Source organism: Burkholderia paludis (assembly GCF_000732615.1).
Classification (GTDB): domain Bacteria; phylum Pseudomonadota; class Gammaproteobacteria; order Burkholderiales; family Burkholderiaceae; genus Burkholderia; species Burkholderia paludis.
In genome coordinates this window covers 212,217-229,095 of the sequence record NZ_JPGL01000011.1, presented here as the reverse complement: position 1 = coordinate 229,095, position 16,879 = coordinate 212,217, and the positions used below count along the sequence as shown (strand labels likewise).

The following is a 16,879-nucleotide window of genomic DNA, read 5'->3' as shown; positions in this document are numbered from 1 at the left end:
TCCGCACCCGCCGGCAGGCAGTCCGTCACCAGCGTCGCCACGCCGTCGACCACGGTAGCCGTGCCCAGCAGCGTCATACCGCTGAAGAACGTCACCAGCCCGCTGGGCGCCGCCCCCGCCACGTTCGCCGTCAGCGTCACCGCCGTATCCTGCGTCACGTTCGTGGCCGACGCCGTCAGCGTCGTCGAGGTCGGCGATTGCGTAGCGGGTTGACTCGATGAACCCGTAACGGCACTGCTGCTCGTCGCGCTATTGGTATCCCCGCCGTAGACCGCACTCAGGGGCGCCGCCGCCACCGTGCCGTCATACGCAAGGCTCGCCGCGCCATTGACCAGCGTGGCCGTGCCCAGCACCGTGCTGCCGTTATAGAACGTCACCGTCCCGCCCGGCATCGCGGGCGAGCCCGCCGGCGCACTCACCGAAGCCTGAAGGTTCAGCGTGCTGCCCGTCCCGGACACCTGCAGCGTGGTCGTCGTCGGCTGTGCAGCGATCGGCACCATCTGCTCGGTGTTCGATCCCACATGCGTCGCATCGCCTGCGTAGACCGCCTCGATGTCCACCGTCCCCACCGGCAGGCTCGAGACCGTCAGCAGTGCCAGCCCATTGACGAGCGTGGCCGTGCCCAGCATCGTCGTCCCGTTGTAGAACGTCACCTGACCGCTCGCCACCGGCAGACCCTGCCCCTGGTCCGTCACCGCAGCCGACAGCGTCACCGGGTTGCCCCAGACCGCTTCGCTGTACCGGCTTGCCCCCTGGCTTTGCACATTCAACGCAATGTTCGTCGCCGCGCCGGTAACGGTCGCCTGCGCGACCGCCGACACCCCGCTCGGATGCGATGCATCGCCCGAATACACCACACTGATGTTGTTCACGCCCACCGGCAGCGCGCTCGTCGTGAAGCTGGCCGTCCCGTTCGTCATCACGGCGCTGCCCAGGACCGTGCTGCCGTTGAAGAACGTCACTTCCCCGCCGTCGCCTCCGCTCACGTTCGCCTGCAGCGTCACCGGCTCGCCCAGCGCCGACGAACCGCTCGTCGTGACTGTCAGCCACGGCGCGGTTTGCGATGCAAAGGACACGTCGGCAGCGTCGGCCAGTTGCGAGACGTCGATCGGATTGGCCAACTGCGTGACCGACAGCACATGCGACTCACCGTCGTAGGTGGTCTGCGTCACCCGCCCCTGCGGATCGACCTCCCACGTCAGCCGATCGGCATCGTCGTAGAAGTACCAGGTATGCTGGTCCTGCGACGTCGCAGCAGGGCGAATCGCGGCGAGTTCAGCTGCCGGGCCACCGGTCGGCCAGTTCGCATCCGTGGTCCAAGCGGTCAGCGGCGCCCCGCTCGCATCGACCAGCGCCGACGTATCCACGGGCGTATCGTATGCAATGCTCTGGGCGAGCAGTCCGCTGGCGTTGTAGGTGTACTCGGTCAACGCGCCAGTCGGATCGATGTCGGCAATCTTGCGGCCCGCTTCGTCGTACATCGTCCATTGACGCGCCCCCGTCGGATCCTGCGTCATGACGAGACGTCCATCGTCGTCATACCAGTAGCGGGTCGTCCCCAACGCGGATGAGGTCGCCGAGAGCTGCGTGACGCTCACCAGATGGCCTGCGCGATCGTAACTCGAGACAGTCGACAGCCCGTTGGCAAGGGTCACCGTCGTTGTGCCGCTGACATCGTCGTAGCGGGTCAACGTAACGTTCGGCGTAGTGCCGTCAAGTGACGGCGCGCTCGTGCTCACGACGCGCCCCAGCCCGTCGTAAACATACTGCGTGACGCTTCCGGCAGGCGAAACGGTCTGCAACAGGCGCCCGGACTGGTCGTAGACATAGTGCGTGGCCTGTTCGCCACTCGTCACGCCCACGCCGTTCGATCCGATATTTGCGTATGTCGTGCTGGTCTGCAGTTGCCCCCGGAAATCGTACGTATAGTCGGTACGCTCCGTCTGCGTCAGATCCTGAGCCGCCTGCCACTGTTCCAGTTGACTTTCGGTGGGAACCTGCGTCTGCCCGAACGCACTGACATCGTAAGTGGACCCGGTATAGGCGATCGTCGAGGTTCGCAGGCCATTCGTGCTGTAACGGTACTCGGTGACGTTGCCTTGCGGCGCGATCACGAATCGCAACTGGGTGGGTTGCGTCGCCGAATAGACGTAGCGCGTCGTCTGGGGATCGCTCGCCGCTTCCAGCCCCGATGCCGCATTGGCATAGACGGTGCTCGTCAGGACCTGGTTGGCGGCATTGTAGGTCAGTGTCCGCGTGTCGCCCGCGGCATCGACCTGGCTCACCAGATTGCCGCGATCGTCGTATTGCATGCTCACCGTGTGACCCGCACCGTCCGTGATGCCGGTCACATCGCCCAGGTCGTTGTACGTGTAGTAAGCCTGCGTCAGACCTTCGGCATTGGCCGCCGTCACCCCGCTGCTCGCCTGAATCAGTTGCCCGTTGGCGTCGTAACGGTAAACCGACGTGCAATCGAGCGGATCGGTAACGCTCGTCGTGCCCGAATCGCTATCGTAGGAAAACGATGTCGTATTGCCGAGCCCGTCCGTTACCGAGGCGACCTTGTACTGCCCGTCGGAGAGAACATAGGTAAATGCAAGGCTGGTCCCGTCGCTTTGCTGGACGCCCGCAATACGATCACTCGGACCGTCATAGCTATAGGTGGTGACGTAGCTCGCCTGCGCATCGGCCCCGGTGGGAACCGTGCCTGTCGGATCGAGATTTACCGAAACAGACGTAAGCCGGTTCTGCGCGTCATAGCCGTAGGAAATTTCGTTGATCGTCTGACCCGACGCGAGCGTCGTACTCAACTGGACCAGGTTTTGTCCGGCGTACGTGAAATTCAGGGCCTCGCCGCTCGCATCGGTTACTTGCGTAAGCAGGTTGTTGCTGTCGTAGCTGTAAGCCAGCGTATTGCCATCGGTATCCGTCGACGACAACAACAGGCCCGCGCCGCTGCCCTCATAGGTTTCCGTCGTTCCGGTGCTGCCGTTCGTCCACGTCAACGTGCCATCCGCGTTGACGCTGATCGTGCTCAGGGCGGAACCGGCACTGGTCGTCTCGACGTAACACTGACTAGTCGCATCCCAGGCGTAAATCGAAGTCGAGCCGTCGCTGTCGGTACGCTCGAGCGTACCGTCGCTCTGGCGGACAACCGATTTGTAGAGTCCCGTTTGCCAGCCGTCACCATTCGTGAAGTTGGCCGACCCCTGGCTGTTGTAGGTTCGCAGATCACTGATGTCGAGCCCCAGGCCCATCAACAGCGCGTCGTTATCCTGGAGTACGAGATTGCCGTTCGAGACATTCACGTACGCGCTTTCGCCGCTCCGCCCCTGCACGGCGTTTCCGATCTTGCCATTCGAGCCCAGAACCGCGAGTGAACCGAGATTGAGGCCCAGATTGTTTCCGCTGACGATCGCGACCATGTCGTGTTCCGTTTGGATGTGTTGTCCGTCACCAACTTCCCAGCGGGAGACACTCCCTAGCCTGGAATCGTTGCGTAGTTGCTCAAGTCATCCGATCGGAAACGCGATTTGTTTAGGGTGGTTGCGAAATAATTTTTATGTGCCACCAGCGCGGCCTCGAAAAAATCAGGCTTGTTGAAGATCCAGGCGTGCCCCCCTCGGGACCGGGAGCGATGTCGAAGAGTTTTTTTCGGCGTTCCCCCTAAACAGTTTGATGTCGAAGCGCGATAACTTGTTTATCCGCGGATCATCCGGGCCCGGCTACGGCGTGTACGAGTCACCTCGCAGCCGTCTACAAGGAAACCGGCGCGCTCCGCCTGCAGCGCTTACTCATCCATCTGGCAATGGAAAACATTCGTCAACGGATCATGGCGGCGAGCCGTCTGGTCGGCGACATATCCTCCGTACCGCGCGTCAGTCCGCTCGAGCCGAACGTCTTCAGCGCATTCGCGGCCGCGGGCCTGCCGTTCATCATCGTAGGCATCGTGTCAACCTGGCCACTCCACGCGCTGACGCCTGACGGGCTGGTCGAGCGCTTCTCCGGCTTGCGTGTACGTGCCAGGATCGGCGACTACGTGAGCGCCGCATTCTCGAAGAAACGCGAAAGCAAGGAAATGTCGCTGGCGGAGTATTTCTCCCTGCTGAAACACGGCACGCCTGGCTTGCCACCCTATCTCGGCAATCAGAAACTCCCTGAACTCGATGCCCTTTGCCGGTGGCCGCACTATTTCACGCACTTCAAGGATCTGAAGATCTGGATCGGTCCGTCGGACACGGTCACGCCGCTCCATTGCGACTACGACGACAATTTGCTGGCGCAAGTTTGGGGAACGAAGCGCATTCTGCTGTTCCCGCCGCACTATGCCGAGAACCTCTACTTGTGGGAGTCCAACCCCGTCCTGTTCGGCTCCAGATTCAATCCGGAAGCACCTGATTTCTCCAAGTTTCCGCTTGCACAAGCTGCCAGTGGCTGCCAATGCATGCTCAAAGCCGGGGAAATGCTGTATCTGCCCGCCGGATGGTTTCATCACGTGCGCTCAACATCGTTCTCGCTATCATCGAACATGTGGGCAAAAGGTACGCCAGCAGTCTGCGGAAATCGGGGGGAAGTACCAGGCGTACGGTAGGAGACCGGCCCACCCCGACGGCGACTCCAAAATCGGCGACATCGAGCGCGTTCCATGCCGCAGCTCGTCGCTGGGCCGACAATCCGGCACGGTCGGTCTCCCATGTAAAAAATTCGCCGCACCTCTAAACATTTTGGCATCGGCAGGCGAAGACTTGTCATGCGTCGACCTGCAGCGTTCGTCGAGTCGCGATGCCGGCAGTTCGTCGAACCCCATGAGCTTGCGCCGTGTGCCTGCATTCATTGCGACGACTTCGGCAAAGAAGCGTCGCCCATCACGATCAGGAGTCTTCTTGGCCGCATCCAAAAACAATTTCTTCGATCACGTCAGGTGGTTGCGTCAGGCGGCGCTGGATGCAGGATTCGAACTCATCATCGCCGGCGAGAGCCTGCAGGCGCTGCTGCGCCGCGGCGAACGGTACTGGACTCTGCAACCGCGGTTCCTCGCCAAGGTGAACGGCATTGCGCAATACACGCCTGCCCTGATCGACGAAGTCACGCACTTTGCCGGCTGGCTGCCAGACCGAAGCAAGCGCTGGCCCGCCGCAAGCGACAAGCTGGCGTTCAAGCAATGGGCGCAGCAAGCCGGATTGAGGGTTCCGGCTTACGGAAGCTCGACCTCGGACGACATGGCAAACGTGGTGGTGAAGCAAGCGGCGTCGTCATTCGGCGCACAGATCGAAGGGCCGTTCCGCTCTTCGTCGCAATACCCGATCGAGCCGTCCCGCAGTGAATACTACGAACGGTTCGTCGACGGCGAAATATTCAAGGTCTGGTTCTGGAATGACGCGCCCGTCTGCGCTGAACGCGACACGATGCCGCGCGTGACCGGCAACGGGCGAGCGACCTTTCGCAAGCTGATCGAGGAACGCGCCAACCTGATGCAGAAGATCGAACCATCCGAACTTTCTCACCAGATCGATCGCTGCGCGGTCACGCTGCGCTTTTTTGGTCACGCTCTCGATGACGTTCCCGATCGTGGCGCCCGCCAACTCGTGGAATTTCGCTACGGCTCACCGCTCATGCACCCGCGCGGCCGACTCCTGCTGGACATGCGCACCAATGTGAATCCTCGCTGGGACGAGCTCCGCGCGGCGGGACCGGTACTGTATTCAGCCATTCCGACGGAATCGCGTCGCGATACGTTATTCACGGCGGACGCAATCTATGACGGGCAACACTTTTGGTGGCTGGAAATGAACAGTCACCCGGCCGTGCATCCTTTGGCCTATCCCGCTCTCGTCGCCAATCTCGGTGCTGAACCGACGAGTCGGTCGTCTTCAACAGTACGTCAACCGGCACCTCAAAGCGCCGACTAATTTTCTCAATCGAGAGGAACACCATGCCAGATACGGATTTCGACGATGTCGCCTTCCCGAGGCTGTTCATCCACGCGGCACCACTTTTTCCTGTTGCGCCGATCAGCGCACCATCGGTCGACCAATCCGTCGTAGCGAAGACGATCTACCACTTCGGCGGATCTGGCGGCGACGGCGACTCCAGCGAAGGCGCCGCGGAATCCAGTGAAAGCGAAAGCGAAGGCGATAGTGAAGGCGATGGAGAAGGAGAAGGCGAAGGCGAAGGTGAAGGCGGAGAGGGTGGCGACGGCGGTGGTGACGGCGGCGGCGACGGCGGTTGATCATGCTCGCAGCTGAAATCGCGCATCCGCCCACCGATTCCCTGGACGCCGAGCGGGAACAACTGCGGCGCGCTATCTACAGTCAGGTCATCCTGCTAGGCAAGGACGTCACATTCGACTTCAAGGACTTGCTGTCGCATGCGGGACAGGCTCGTGTCGCAGGCCGGTTGCTGTGGGAACGAATTCGCCCTATGCGCCCGGAGGTTCTGATCGGGCCGGGTTTCGGGGGCGCGCCGCTGCTGTATGCGGTCGCGCTCGCCGCCCTGCAGGCGGACGGGTTGGATCTCACATTGCTGATGGTGCGAGACCAGCGCAAGACGTACTATCGCAAGCGCTGGGTTGAGGGCGCGCCATGTCCGCCGGGCGCCCGCGCGGTGATCGTGGACGACTTTCTCGGAAAGGGCACAGCAGTTCAACTCGTCGATGAGGCCTTGCGGGCGGACAAGCGCGACCTGCACGTGTGCGGCCTCGCGGCACTGTTCGATTGCTGGAGCCCGACGGGTTCGCGGCAACTGTCCGTCAGCCGCTTTCCGGTCGTCTCGGTTTTCAGACGCCACGATATCGGTCTGTCGCGGGATAGTTACGACGCCCGACCTCCGGAGATGAAAGGCAGCGCGCCGCCTTTCGTGGATCAGCCGCTGTGGTGGCGCTTCGAGTTCAACCACGGTGTGACGCCACCCTTCAAGTCCAGTCCGGCGGTTGCCGAAAACGGCATATTCGGCGCAGACGACCGCGCGAGGATATGGCGCTTCGACGCCACGACGGGTGAGACGGTCTGGAATCGTGCCAGCCTGCAACAGCCATACAAGGGCATCGTCCAGCAATTGCAGGTGGTCGACCGCAGCGTCGTATTCGGCTGCTACGACGGGACCGTGACTCGGCTCGACGCGGACGACGGCGAGATCATCTGGCGCTGGCGTCCCGACTCGCACGTCCATGCAACGCCACAGGTCGACCTCCGGCATGAGCGACTCTTCGTCAATACCGAGCAATACAACGCAGGCGCCCCGATCGGTCACCTGTACTCGCTGGACTGGAAAAGCGGCCGCGTGATCTGGCGATACGAGCACGGTTATTGGCCGCCCGCCTCTCCTCACTACAGTGAGGAAGCCAATGCCGTCGTTGCGACCTGCAACGACCAGTCGCTTGTCTGCGTCGATGCGGATACCGGACACTTGCGGTGGAAGGCATCAACGACCGGCATGGTTCGAGGTAAGCCGGCCGTGCATCGCGGGCGGGTCTTCGTCGCGACGGAAGAAGGACAGCTCCAGAGTTTCGACATCGAAACCGGCGCCTGCCTGCTGACCCGCCGGCACGGTCCCGGCCTGCTTCATCAATTTCTGCACGTCGCCGACGGCGTCGTCTACGCACTAGACAATCGCTGGCATCTGACGGCATTCGACATCGATACGTTCCAGATTCGATGGATGAGCCGATTACGTAGTCCGGGCGTGTGGGGCCCGCTGGCATTCGGCAAATATTTGATCGTTCTGTCCCGCAATGGGCATCTCGCCGTATTCGATCCGACTCGGGAAATCAAACTCTGGGAAGGCCAGATCGGCGGTACGTTTCGCCAGGCGCCGGCGGCGGGCTACGCCAACGGTATCCCGTTGCTGGCGTGCGCCAGCAACAATGCCGGTTTCAAGGTATTCCGCATCCATCCCTATTACGATTCCGCTCCGTCATGAACTCCCTTCTTCAATCAGCGCGCAGTCAACCCACGGTCGATCAGGCAGGCGTGATTGCATCCGGCTGGTTCATCGTGACCCAGGTCAAGTGCAATCGCATCGTCTACTTCACCGACGATCCCGACTACACCCCTGCGTCCGATGGAGACTGGTATTTCGTCACGCATTACCTGGGTGAAATGCCCGAGGGCATGACGCTCGCGAACTGTTGGGGCTGGCGTTTCAACGGCGGCAAGTTCACGGACGCTCGCGAGCCTGTCGCCAGGGAACCGCACGAGGCACTGCTGGAAAGCAATCGTCGCGCACTATTCACTCTGTTGCGGCAGAAGGTCGATCAGACGCGCGCGCGCTGGGCACCGACCTGTTCGATGGGCGGCATGCTGCGTCAACGAAAGCTGGAGGAAGCGCGACGCTACCGCGCCGCGGCATCGAAACCGGAATCGGTTGAACGGGACGACGATTTCGACCTTTTGCGTTCGGTCGCCGTTGCGCACGGGGTCACGCTGGACGAGGCGGCCGATCTGATCCTGCGCCTCGATCGTGAAATGCTCCAGTCTCTCACGCACAGCGAACAGATCCGCGAGCACTATTCACAGGCCATTCGAAACGCGACAAATCAGGACGAACTGATCCGGTTGCGCCGCAACCTTCTGAGCGAGCGCTGGCAGACTCCGATCACGACTACGCCAGTGTCGCCGCCGATGAATCCGGCCGATTGGCACACGCCATTGGGGGCCGTACAACGCGCAAACGAAATCGTGCGACTGCAGGGCCAGCTTCGGCAGATCGTCAACGAGCGGCGTGCACGCGTACTCGGCCACTATGCTGGCAACGATCTGCTGACGCAGTACAAAACAACGCTAGCCAATCAGATACTGAACGGCGGTGCTGGTGCGGCGGGGCAAGATTTACAGCTCATTGAAAGCTACGCGGCAGCCCGCAACCTCAGTCTCGAGGACGCCGCGCGCCTGATGCTCGGTGCTGCGGAAGAAGCGCAGCAGGTTCTGATTGGCACCGAGGTGCGAAAAGACCGCTTGCTCGCCCGGATAGAAGCGATCAAGACACTATCGGACGTCCGCGAGATCGGGCTCGAACTGGATTCTCTGGCGAAATCGATGCGTGGAGACGAAGCGCGCACCGGGCAGTTCTGATCTTCGCTCATGTGGCACTGCCTCCCTGCATGGTCGTGCCATTTCCACGTTGACGCCCTACCTAATCCATCGGTACCCTCGACATGCCGTTCACTTTGACAACAGCCGCACGTCTGCTTTCGATTTGCCTCCCGCTCCTGCTCCCGATCTCCGATGTTCGTGCCGAACAACTCAGGTCGGATCTGCACGAGTCCGTTTCGACCATCGACGTGACGGTCAAGGATTTTTACGGGACGGCACAAGCGGGCAAGGTGGTGATCACGCAGTTCTTTCCAGACGGTGACGGACCATTCCCGATCCTGATTCTCAATCACGGACGCAGCCCCACGGATCGCGGGACGCCGCCACGTTTCCGCTTCACCCGGCAGGTCGCCTTTTTCCTGAAACGCGGCTTTGCCGTATTTGAGCCGACGCGCATCGGTTATGGTCAACTCGGCACGCAATTCGATCCGGAATATAGCGGCACATGTCGTCAGAAGGACTATGCCCCGATGATCGATGCGGCGCGCACCGAAGATCTCGCCGTACTGGACTACGCGAGGCGGCAGCCTCATGTCGATTCGCATCGAATCGTCATCGCCGGCCAATCGGTCGGTGGCTTCGTCACGACGGCGATGGCGGCTGAGAATCCGGACGGCGTGGTCGCAGCAATCAACTTCGCGGGTGGTTCCGGTGGCGATCCGGTCGAGCATCCCGGTGTGCCGTGCCAGGGCGAACGACTGGAAGCCATGTATTCACGATTCGGCAAAACGGCTCGCGTTCCGATGCTATGGATATATACGGAAAATGACCAGTACTTCAGTCCGACATACAGTGGCGCCTGGCACGATGCATTCGTTCGCGCTGGCGGCAACGCAGACTATCGGCTGCTTCCGCCATTCGAGAAAAACGGGCATATGCTGTTTGCGCACGGCGTCGACGTCTGGGAGCCAGTGGTATCGGAATTTCTCGAGCGCCAGGGGTTCCCCGTCCGGCAACAACCTTGATTGATACGGAGAGACGTTCGACATGCACATGCCATTTGATGCCCTGCTGGAACAGGCCGTGACGCTAAGCCAGGATGCGCAATGGTCGGAAGCGTCGACATTATTGACCGCGGCCGCCGAACTCCGTCCGGAAGCGCCGGAGCCGCACTATCTGCGCGCGGCGAATCTCGCCGCGATGGGTGATGTCCAAGCTGCCGAAGCTGAATTTCTGGCCTGCCTCTCGCTCGCACCGCACCTCGCCATCGCACGTTTCCAGTTCGGCCTGCTCTATATGACAACCGGACGCCCGGATGCGGCGCGTTCAGTGTGGGCGCCGCTATTGACGACACGGCATCCGCTCTCGTGTTTCGCACGAGCGATGCTCGCGATCCTGCACGGTGACCGGGTCGATGCCGAGGCCTGGATCCGGCAAGGCCTGCAGGTTAGCCGCGAAAATGCGCCGCTGAACGCGGACATGGCCGCGCTGCTGGAGAAACTCTCCCTGCTCGACACAGGCGGTGCTGATGCCGACCGACCAGACCAAGAATCCGGCCCGGCGCAAGGAGATGCACCTGTCGAGCCGGAGCCATCGACGCATCTTCTGATTGCGTCATACATACAGCGCTAGACAATGAGCCCCATCTCGCCGCTCGACCGGCTCTTCCAGACGATACAGAGCCAGTCCGCTCCGGTCGGCCAAGTAAAGACCGCTACCGCGGCTACCTCGGGTTCACGCAAGGAATCAATTGGCGATGCCAGCGCGCAAAAGCGCGATGGGCTGGCGGCGCGCCTCGCCCAGCGTATCCAGGCGATCGACCCGGATCATCCGCAAAGGCGACGTCAAGCGTTCCGGCTATACATCGAATACGGCCTGATCAGCCGTCTTGGCGAAGAAGCGGGAAGCGATGCGAACTTCCCGATCTTGATCGATCAAATCATCACGAGCATTGAACAGATACCCTCACTTCAAACGGACGTGGATACTGCCATAGACGCCCTGTTCGAGCACACGTCTGGCGGTCGTTCTCTTGCGACGCTGCTCGACGCATTCGAGCGGGCCTGACACAGGCGCATCCGGGTTGCCATCGGACATTCGAAACTGGCGGCAAGACGAATATCGCCATCCGCTGCTACCTGTAAACACATTCAACGAAATGATCATTCAGCTAGCCGAACCTTATCTACTCGTCGAAACGCGTCACGGCCCCATGCTCGTCAATCGGCACGATATTTATATCGGCAACGCGCTGATCGACTACGGCGAATACTCGGAGCTGGAGACGCAGTTCCTGCTTCAACTGATCAGGAGGCCCGGCACGATCGTGGAGGTGGGCGCGAACATCGGCAGCCAGACCGTTCCGTTGGCTGCTGCGGCAAAAGCAGTCGGCGCCGACGTCGTAGCGCTGGAGCCGCAGCCTTTCGTGTTCCAGAATCTGTGTGCGAATCTGGCTCTGAATGCCATCTCCAATGTCACCGCTTGGCCGATGGCGTGTGGATCGGAACCCGGCACACTCGGATTCACTCTCCCGGACTATCACCGCGCCGGGAATTTCGGGGCCGTATCAATGCAACCCGGGGTTTCAGCGACGAGAGTCGAAGTCCCGTGTATTCGTCTCGACGACATGCTGAGCAAGAAGGAGGTTCAGCTCATGAAAATCGACGTCGAAGGTTTCGAACTTCACGTTTTGGCGGGCGCACGCCAGACGATCATGCGAAGCAGGCCAGCCATTTATATCGAGAACGACCGTGCCGACAATTCGCGTGCACTCATCGAGTATCTTTGGGAACTCGATTATCGGCTCTGGTGGCATATCACACCACTGTTCAATCCTGACAACTTCCGCAGCAATACCAACAATCGGTACCCCGGTATTTCGGCGTTCAACATGATCGGCTTTCCCCGTGATTCGGACATGAAAATCATCGACGCCGAGGAAATCAGGAATTCAGGCGATTACCCGCTCGTCGCACGATAGCGCGGCATGCGCCCACTGCTACAAGAATTCCTACCGACAACGACATGAATCCCCACACCCGCGGAAGCTTCACGACACGTCTTGTCGCGACACCGTGCGCGCCGGGTCTTCCATCCACCGCATCCCGATATCAGATGAAAGCCGCGAAACCGGTCGCAAAGATCGCGACGATTGCCGTTGTGGCTGCGCTGTCGGCATGTATGACGCCGACCGACTCACCGTTGCAGACCATTGCACCGCTTCCAATTGCTGGCGACGGTCCGTGTTGCGGTCCTGTGACCGCTCAGGGGCAGCAGTTGCTCCGCGCACTGGACAGGCTCGACGTCGAGCATCACTGGCCGGCCAATCGCGAGGTACGCTGGGATACAGGCGAACCGGTCGGCGATCCGTCTTCGCCGGTTCTCGGGCCCGATACGCACTGCTCGCTTTTCACGGCAGCAGTCGGCAACGCCGTCGGCATCTATTTGCCCCGCCCGCCGCGCGACAGTCAGAACTTCCTGTCGCACACACAGCTGGATTTCTTCGAGTCGCGCGCGGGCCGCGAGGCCGGGTGGTTCAGGGTGGACACTCCGGCCCAGGCTCAAGCGCTGGCTAATCGGGGTTACCTGGTGATCTTCGGCTACTTCCGGCCGAAAAGCGCTGCCGGGCATGCCGAAGGGCATGTCGCCGTAGTGCGCCCTTCGGCGACGAGAACCGCAGCGCAGATCCGTGAAGGCGGCGTGCTGGAAACGCACGCCGGGATTCACAACCATGCGTCGGCAGTAGCTCGACGCGGGTTCCCCGCATCCGAGTTCCCCAATCTCCGCTATTTTGCGCACGCAATCGACGTCGACCGCTCCGATCCGCCAGCCCCATCTCCGCAGCTCGGTGCTCGATAATCCTGCGGCGCTTCTCGTCCATTTCGAAACACAGGCTGCGACCAAAGACAGTGTTACGGACCAGCCCGATGCCAAAATTCCCGTCGGCGGCTCCCAGATCAACCCGTGTCTTTTGGGGAGACCCAAGCGCCTCAAGAATGGCGCAGACGGCGATTTCGTAGGTGCCAAGCAGGAAGCCTGCCGACCCCGACCTCCGCCCAGTCGCCGATGCCGATTGAAAACCCGCGAAGTATGCCGTACTGGACAATCGAGCCCGTCTGCTCACGCAGCAACTGTGTCAGATAGTGCAGACGAAGATTTGCGGCTTGAATCGAACTTTAATTGAAATACCGAGAGTGGTCCATTTTCCTCGCTTTTCCTGACAGTCAATCATGTCTAAAAATTCAACGTCATCAAATTGACTTACAACGCATTTCGTCGATCGATCTCAAGCGAGTCAGCCCGCATCACTATTGCCCGAAATCGCTCCGGATAACCCATATAATGAATCATGAAACTATCCGCATCGTAGAGAGATGGATGCGAGTTCAAGGATACGCAATCGGAAAGCGGGATCGCGATTTCCCCACCAAATGAATCCCATGTTGACACAAATGCCGCCTGATCTCCGCCTGAAGCGTAGATACCAAACTTGTCCGGAACAGCATCAATGATGTTCTGGACCTGCTCAAGAAATTTCCGGCATTCCGGCGCATCAGAAAAAATCATGAAGCCGCTGTTCAATCGATGATTTGCAATATCGCGCACCAGCGTGAACGGCTGCTGAAATACACTTTCGTGAAGTGGACGTTGTTGAGAATGAATCAGTATATCTGCGTCAATCCATCCCACGTATGCATGAGAACCGAAATGCTGAAGTAGCAATTCGGCCTTGTTCCAGTTTCCCGTTATGTTGCGGTTCAAATGTGCCGGTGTATCTCGGTAAATGTAGTGCGTATAATCATGACGTCGGCAGTATGCTGAGACATTGCGCTCTGAAAAAGCTGCATATGCTGCAATATTCGGCGTGTAGCTCGTAATCAGCGCAACCGGCCGGCCTGGATTTACGACTTCGAAAGACTCTCCGACAATCGGTGTTAAATCGATATCGTCATACAGACGACCGGCACGTGCCTGGACCGAATTAAGATACTCGACAAACCGGCTCGCGACTCGATCATCATGGACGTTCTTGTGTACCGTGGGATTAAGAGACAATACGAAGGCCGAGTGTTCAGGAAGATTGTGACCGAATGGGGTAAAGAGGAGACTACAACATTCAGCACCCTCCAGAGATTGGTCATACGGTGTCGCTGGAATACCCTCCAGCTCGAAATGACTCCAGCGACTCACGCATGAATCAATATCGTGGTCGCGCAGCGTATTGAGAACCCTGTCGAGCCACTGCAATGCCGCCGGGCCTGCCCTAAGCATGAAAAAACATCCATCCGGACGATTATGGATCGCACATTGCGCAATCCAGCTCGGTGCGTCGCCGATCACGCAGTCGGCAGCAAGCGGCTCGTACACCACCGCCGACTCGTCAGCTATAATCAATAGGCTTTCGGCTGGAGCCTCTACCACTATTTTCCTGGCGAGACTGTACTTGTACAGAAGGCGAACGCGATCGCTGTTTCCCGGGCTGCCGATAGCGTGCGCCGTATGAATATACCCATGGCGAGCGCAGTAAGCGCGATGATTGTTGAGCACGGCATCGGCCGGGTGCATCAACAGGATGGAGTGAAATGAAACGAGGTCAGAATTCATCAGCGTTCGCTTTAAATTATTTTTAAATCTAACGTCGTATCCGACAAGTAAATCGGTGAGTCTGGCGTCGATGGTTTCTTCGGTCCAGGTGACGAAGCATCGCCAGCCGTATTTCAGACCTTGTCTGGCCACTTCGATCCTGATGAGCTCCGGACCATGGTTCGGTAGATCCACGACTCCCGTTCAATTACACCCTTCGCTCGTCACTGCGCCGAAGATCCACCAGATTCGCGTACAAGAACCACATCCGACAACGCTCGCCCCTCGACATCACGTCTCGCACTCAGCACGCGTCGGGCCAGTCTGGCAAAGCGTTCCGGGTCACCGGCGTCGCCGTTCAACACCGCCTCGGCGTAACGTGCTGACAAGCAAAGCGGGTCAAGACGAAGCGCCCGTTCCACCGACATTTGTGCCGCGTGGCGCTCCCCAGCCAGCGCCTCGACGACCGCAAGCCCGCCATGACTCTCCCCGAAGCCGCGATTCAGCGCCAGCGCTCGTTCGAATGCATTGCGCGCATCTTGCAGATCCTGCTGGAGTACGCACGCCCACGCGAGCCCGTGCCAGGTTCCGATATGGCCAGGCATGAAATGTGCAGCCCGCAGGAACGTATCGCGCGCCGCGCCGAGATTTTCTGTCAACAACTGCGCCATTCCCAACGCGGAGAGCGTCCGGCCATCGTCAGGATGACGCTGCACCGCCAGCCCGAGGCAGTGCAGCGCACCGTCGACCTGCCGACGCGCCACCAGCAGGCTGCCAAGCGCAACCAGCGCCTCATGCTGGTTGGGATCGACCGCCAACGCCCGACCAGCCCATCGCTCGACCCGTCCCAGATCGCCCAGGTCCAGAGCAATGAGGCTGCCTGCACCGAGGCTTCCCGCGCCGGGATCGTTCGATTCGAAGCGATCGAGCAGTTCGATCGCGCCATCCAGCAGATGCTGCCGGTGCATGCACCCCAGTGTCAGCTGCAACGCATCACGAAACAATGGCCCCGCCGGATCGAGAAGTTGGTGCGTCCGTTCGACCGCCACATCGAACCTGTCTTGCCGGAACTGTGCAACTGCGAGATTGAACACAACGGCCGGCGCCGAATATCCTTCGTCGATCAATTCGCGCAGCAGCATCTCTGCCGCGGCCCACTGCCCCCGGGCAAGCTCCAGCAGAGCCTGGCGATGCCGCCATGGCGCGCTGGAGGGATGATGTGCCGACGCCCAGCGAAGCTGCTCGTCCGCCACGTCGCGGCGGCCACACGACAATGCGAGATCAAAGGCGTCGCGTCGCAACGATTCATTGTCGGAATCGTCGGACAGGTAGGACATCAACCGCTCCAGTCGCTCCGCATCGACGTCAGGCAGCATAGGATCCTCTTCAGTCGTCAGGTCATTCATGGTTGTCCGGACCCGGGGAAGAATCCGGACTCGTCGGCGCATTCGCGGCAATCGTCTCACGCCCCGCGAACAGCCGTCTCAGCCGGGTCAGGGCCTGCTCGTGCAATTGCGAAATCCGTCCCCGCGTGATGTTCAGCACGCTTCCGATCTCGCTATAGGTCAGCCCCTGAAGGTAATGCAGCTTCACCACCGACTGTTCGCGTGGCGTGAGGTAGCTGATCAGCTCCCGCACCTGCTTGCGCGATTGCTTCAACACCAGCGTGCCATAACAGGCATCCGGCAACGCGCCGTCCTCGTCATGAATCATGCCGGTTCCGTCGAGAAAGAAAGTCAGCATCAAGCCCACGCTAACCCTCGCGAGCCGATCGAACGCCTCGCCATCGGTTCCGAGCTCCGTTGCGACGCTCCGCTCCACCGCGGCTGCCCGTTCGGCCATCAGCCTGCGATGCAGACTCAACTGCTCCTGCCTGTCGCTGATATGCTCGAGGCCATCGCGAATAGCGCCCTGTATCCGCACGAAGGCATACGTCGTGAACTGTGCGCCGCGCCCCGGATCGTAACGATCCAGCGCCTCGATGAGGCCGAGGGTAGCCCACTGCATGTACTCGTCGAACTCGGCCTCGTGATTGACATGTTTGCCGTACAACCCTGCGGCGACCGCCCGCGCATAAGGCAGGTGCATCATGATCAGCGCTTCGCGGGCGCCGGCGTCGCGTGCCTCGACATGCTGTCGCCACAACTCCGCCACCGCCAGTTCGTTCCGATCGTACGCTCGCGGCGTACCGCGACCTGCCCTCGCGGCCAGGCCGCCGAGTTCCGACGCACCGTACGGGGAAAATTCACGCGAACTCATTCCGGCCG

At 60.5% G+C, this 16,879-nt stretch carries 14 protein-coding genes; 10 read left to right on the top strand and 4 right to left on the bottom strand.

Translation table 11 applies throughout. The features are described 5' to 3' along the window. The coding region (locus GQ56_RS0108325; RefSeq protein ID WP_031398219.1) for an Ig-like domain repeat protein at positions 1–3,425 on the bottom strand (3,425 nt) is incomplete at its 3' end. A 383-nt stretch (positions 3,426–3,808) separates the two neighbouring features. Here GQ56_RS0108325 and GQ56_RS0108320 point away from each other — a divergent pair. From GQ56_RS0108320 to GQ56_RS45535, 10 genes are all read left to right on the top strand, one after another. Next, complete coding sequence (locus GQ56_RS0108320) at positions 3,809–4,591, top strand: cupin-like domain-containing protein (protein ID WP_081894867.1); 783 nt, start codon at positions 3,809–3,811, stop codon at positions 4,589–4,591. 292 nt (positions 4,592–4,883) lie between these two features. Continuing rightward, the gene (locus GQ56_RS0108315; RefSeq protein WP_152601698.1) at positions 4,884–5,909 is read left to right on the top strand and encodes a hypothetical protein; all 1,026 of its coding nucleotides are present in this window, start codon (positions 4,884–4,886) and stop codon (positions 5,907–5,909) included. A 23-nt stretch (positions 5,910–5,932) separates the two neighbouring features. Further along, the gene (locus tag GQ56_RS45540; RefSeq protein ID WP_161788558.1) at positions 5,933–6,229 is read left to right on the top strand and encodes a hypothetical protein; all 297 of its coding nucleotides are present in this window, start codon (positions 5,933–5,935) and stop codon (positions 6,227–6,229) included. 2 nt (positions 6,230–6,231) lie between these two features. Beyond that, a complete protein-coding gene (locus GQ56_RS0108305; RefSeq protein WP_075122897.1) occupies positions 6,232–7,917 on the top strand; it encodes an outer membrane protein assembly factor BamB family protein in 1,686 nt (561 codons plus the stop codon). Beyond that, on the top strand, positions 7,914–9,068 hold the full coding sequence (locus GQ56_RS0108300; RefSeq protein ID WP_031398215.1) for a hypothetical protein: 1,155 nt from the start codon (positions 7,914–7,916) through the stop codon (positions 9,066–9,068). The genes GQ56_RS0108305 and GQ56_RS0108300 overlap by 4 nt, the downstream gene beginning before the upstream one ends. Positions 9,069–9,151: 83 nt before the next feature. Continuing rightward, positions 9,152–10,054 carry an alpha/beta hydrolase family protein gene (locus GQ56_RS0108295; protein WP_052001554.1) on the top strand — a complete coding sequence of 301 codons (903 nt, stop codon included), beginning with the start codon at positions 9,152–9,154 and terminating at the stop codon, positions 10,052–10,054. A 28-nt stretch (positions 10,055–10,082) separates the two neighbouring features. Further along, complete coding sequence (locus GQ56_RS40070; protein ID WP_152601697.1) at positions 10,083–10,661, top strand: tetratricopeptide repeat protein; 579 nt, start codon at positions 10,083–10,085, stop codon at positions 10,659–10,661. A gap of 3 nt (positions 10,662–10,664) precedes the next feature. After that, entirely contained in the window at positions 10,665–11,096 is a 432-nt protein-coding gene (locus GQ56_RS0108285) for a hypothetical protein (RefSeq protein ID WP_031398212.1), read from the top strand. 16 nt (positions 11,097–11,112) lie between these two features. Further along, positions 11,113–12,009, top strand: coding sequence for an FkbM family methyltransferase (locus GQ56_RS0108280; protein ID WP_235212665.1), 897 nt, complete (start codon positions 11,113–11,115; stop codon positions 12,007–12,009). 44 nt (positions 12,010–12,053) lie between these two features. Further along, on the top strand, positions 12,054–12,887 hold the full coding sequence (locus GQ56_RS45535; protein WP_161788557.1) for a hypothetical protein: 834 nt from the start codon (positions 12,054–12,056) through the stop codon (positions 12,885–12,887). A gap of 402 nt (positions 12,888–13,289) precedes the next feature. Here the strand turns inward: GQ56_RS45535 and GQ56_RS43010 are convergent, their stop codons facing one another. From GQ56_RS43010 to GQ56_RS0108265, 3 genes are read right to left on the bottom strand one after another with little or no spacing between them, the layout of a single operon-like run. Beyond that, positions 13,290–14,807, bottom strand: coding sequence for a glycosyltransferase family protein (locus GQ56_RS43010; RefSeq protein WP_081894866.1), 1,518 nt, complete (start codon positions 14,805–14,807; stop codon positions 13,290–13,292). A gap of 29 nt (positions 14,808–14,836) precedes the next feature. Next, positions 14,837–16,018, bottom strand: a complete 1,182-nt coding sequence (locus GQ56_RS40065; RefSeq protein WP_052001558.1) for a tetratricopeptide repeat protein — start codon at positions 16,016–16,018, stop codon at positions 14,837–14,839. Next, a complete protein-coding gene (locus tag GQ56_RS0108265; protein WP_031398208.1) occupies positions 16,011–16,871 on the bottom strand; it encodes a sigma-70 family RNA polymerase sigma factor in 861 nt (286 codons plus the stop codon). The genes GQ56_RS40065 and GQ56_RS0108265 overlap by 8 nt, the downstream gene beginning before the upstream one ends. Between the last annotated feature and the right edge of the window lie 8 nt (positions 16,872–16,879).

Coding starts and splice junctions, on each gene's coding strand:
- GQ56_RS0108320 (WP_081894867.1), top strand. CDS start 3,809: ATGGAAAACATTCGTCAACGGATCATGGCGGCGAGCCGTCTGGTCGGC.
- GQ56_RS45540 (WP_161788558.1), top strand. CDS start 5,933: ATGCCAGATACGGATTTCGACGATGTCGCCTTCCCGAGGCTGTTCATC.
- GQ56_RS0108305 (WP_075122897.1), top strand. CDS start 6,232: ATGCTCGCAGCTGAAATCGCGCATCCGCCCACCGATTCCCTGGACGCC.
- GQ56_RS0108300 (WP_031398215.1), top strand. CDS start 7,914: ATGAACTCCCTTCTTCAATCAGCGCGCAGTCAACCCACGGTCGATCAG.
- GQ56_RS0108295 (WP_052001554.1), top strand. CDS start 9,152: ATGCCGTTCACTTTGACAACAGCCGCACGTCTGCTTTCGATTTGCCTC.
- GQ56_RS40070 (WP_152601697.1), top strand. CDS start 10,083: ATGCCATTTGATGCCCTGCTGGAACAGGCCGTGACGCTAAGCCAGGAT.
- GQ56_RS0108285 (WP_031398212.1), top strand. CDS start 10,665: ATGAGCCCCATCTCGCCGCTCGACCGGCTCTTCCAGACGATACAGAGC.
- GQ56_RS45535 (WP_161788557.1), top strand. CDS start 12,054: ATGAATCCCCACACCCGCGGAAGCTTCACGACACGTCTTGTCGCGACA.
- GQ56_RS40065 (WP_052001558.1), bottom strand. CDS start 16,018: ATGAATGACCTGACGACTGAAGAGGATCCTATGCTGCCTGACGTCGAT.
- GQ56_RS0108265 (WP_031398208.1), bottom strand. CDS start 16,871: ATGAGTTCGCGTGAATTTTCCCCGTACGGTGCGTCGGAACTCGGCGGC.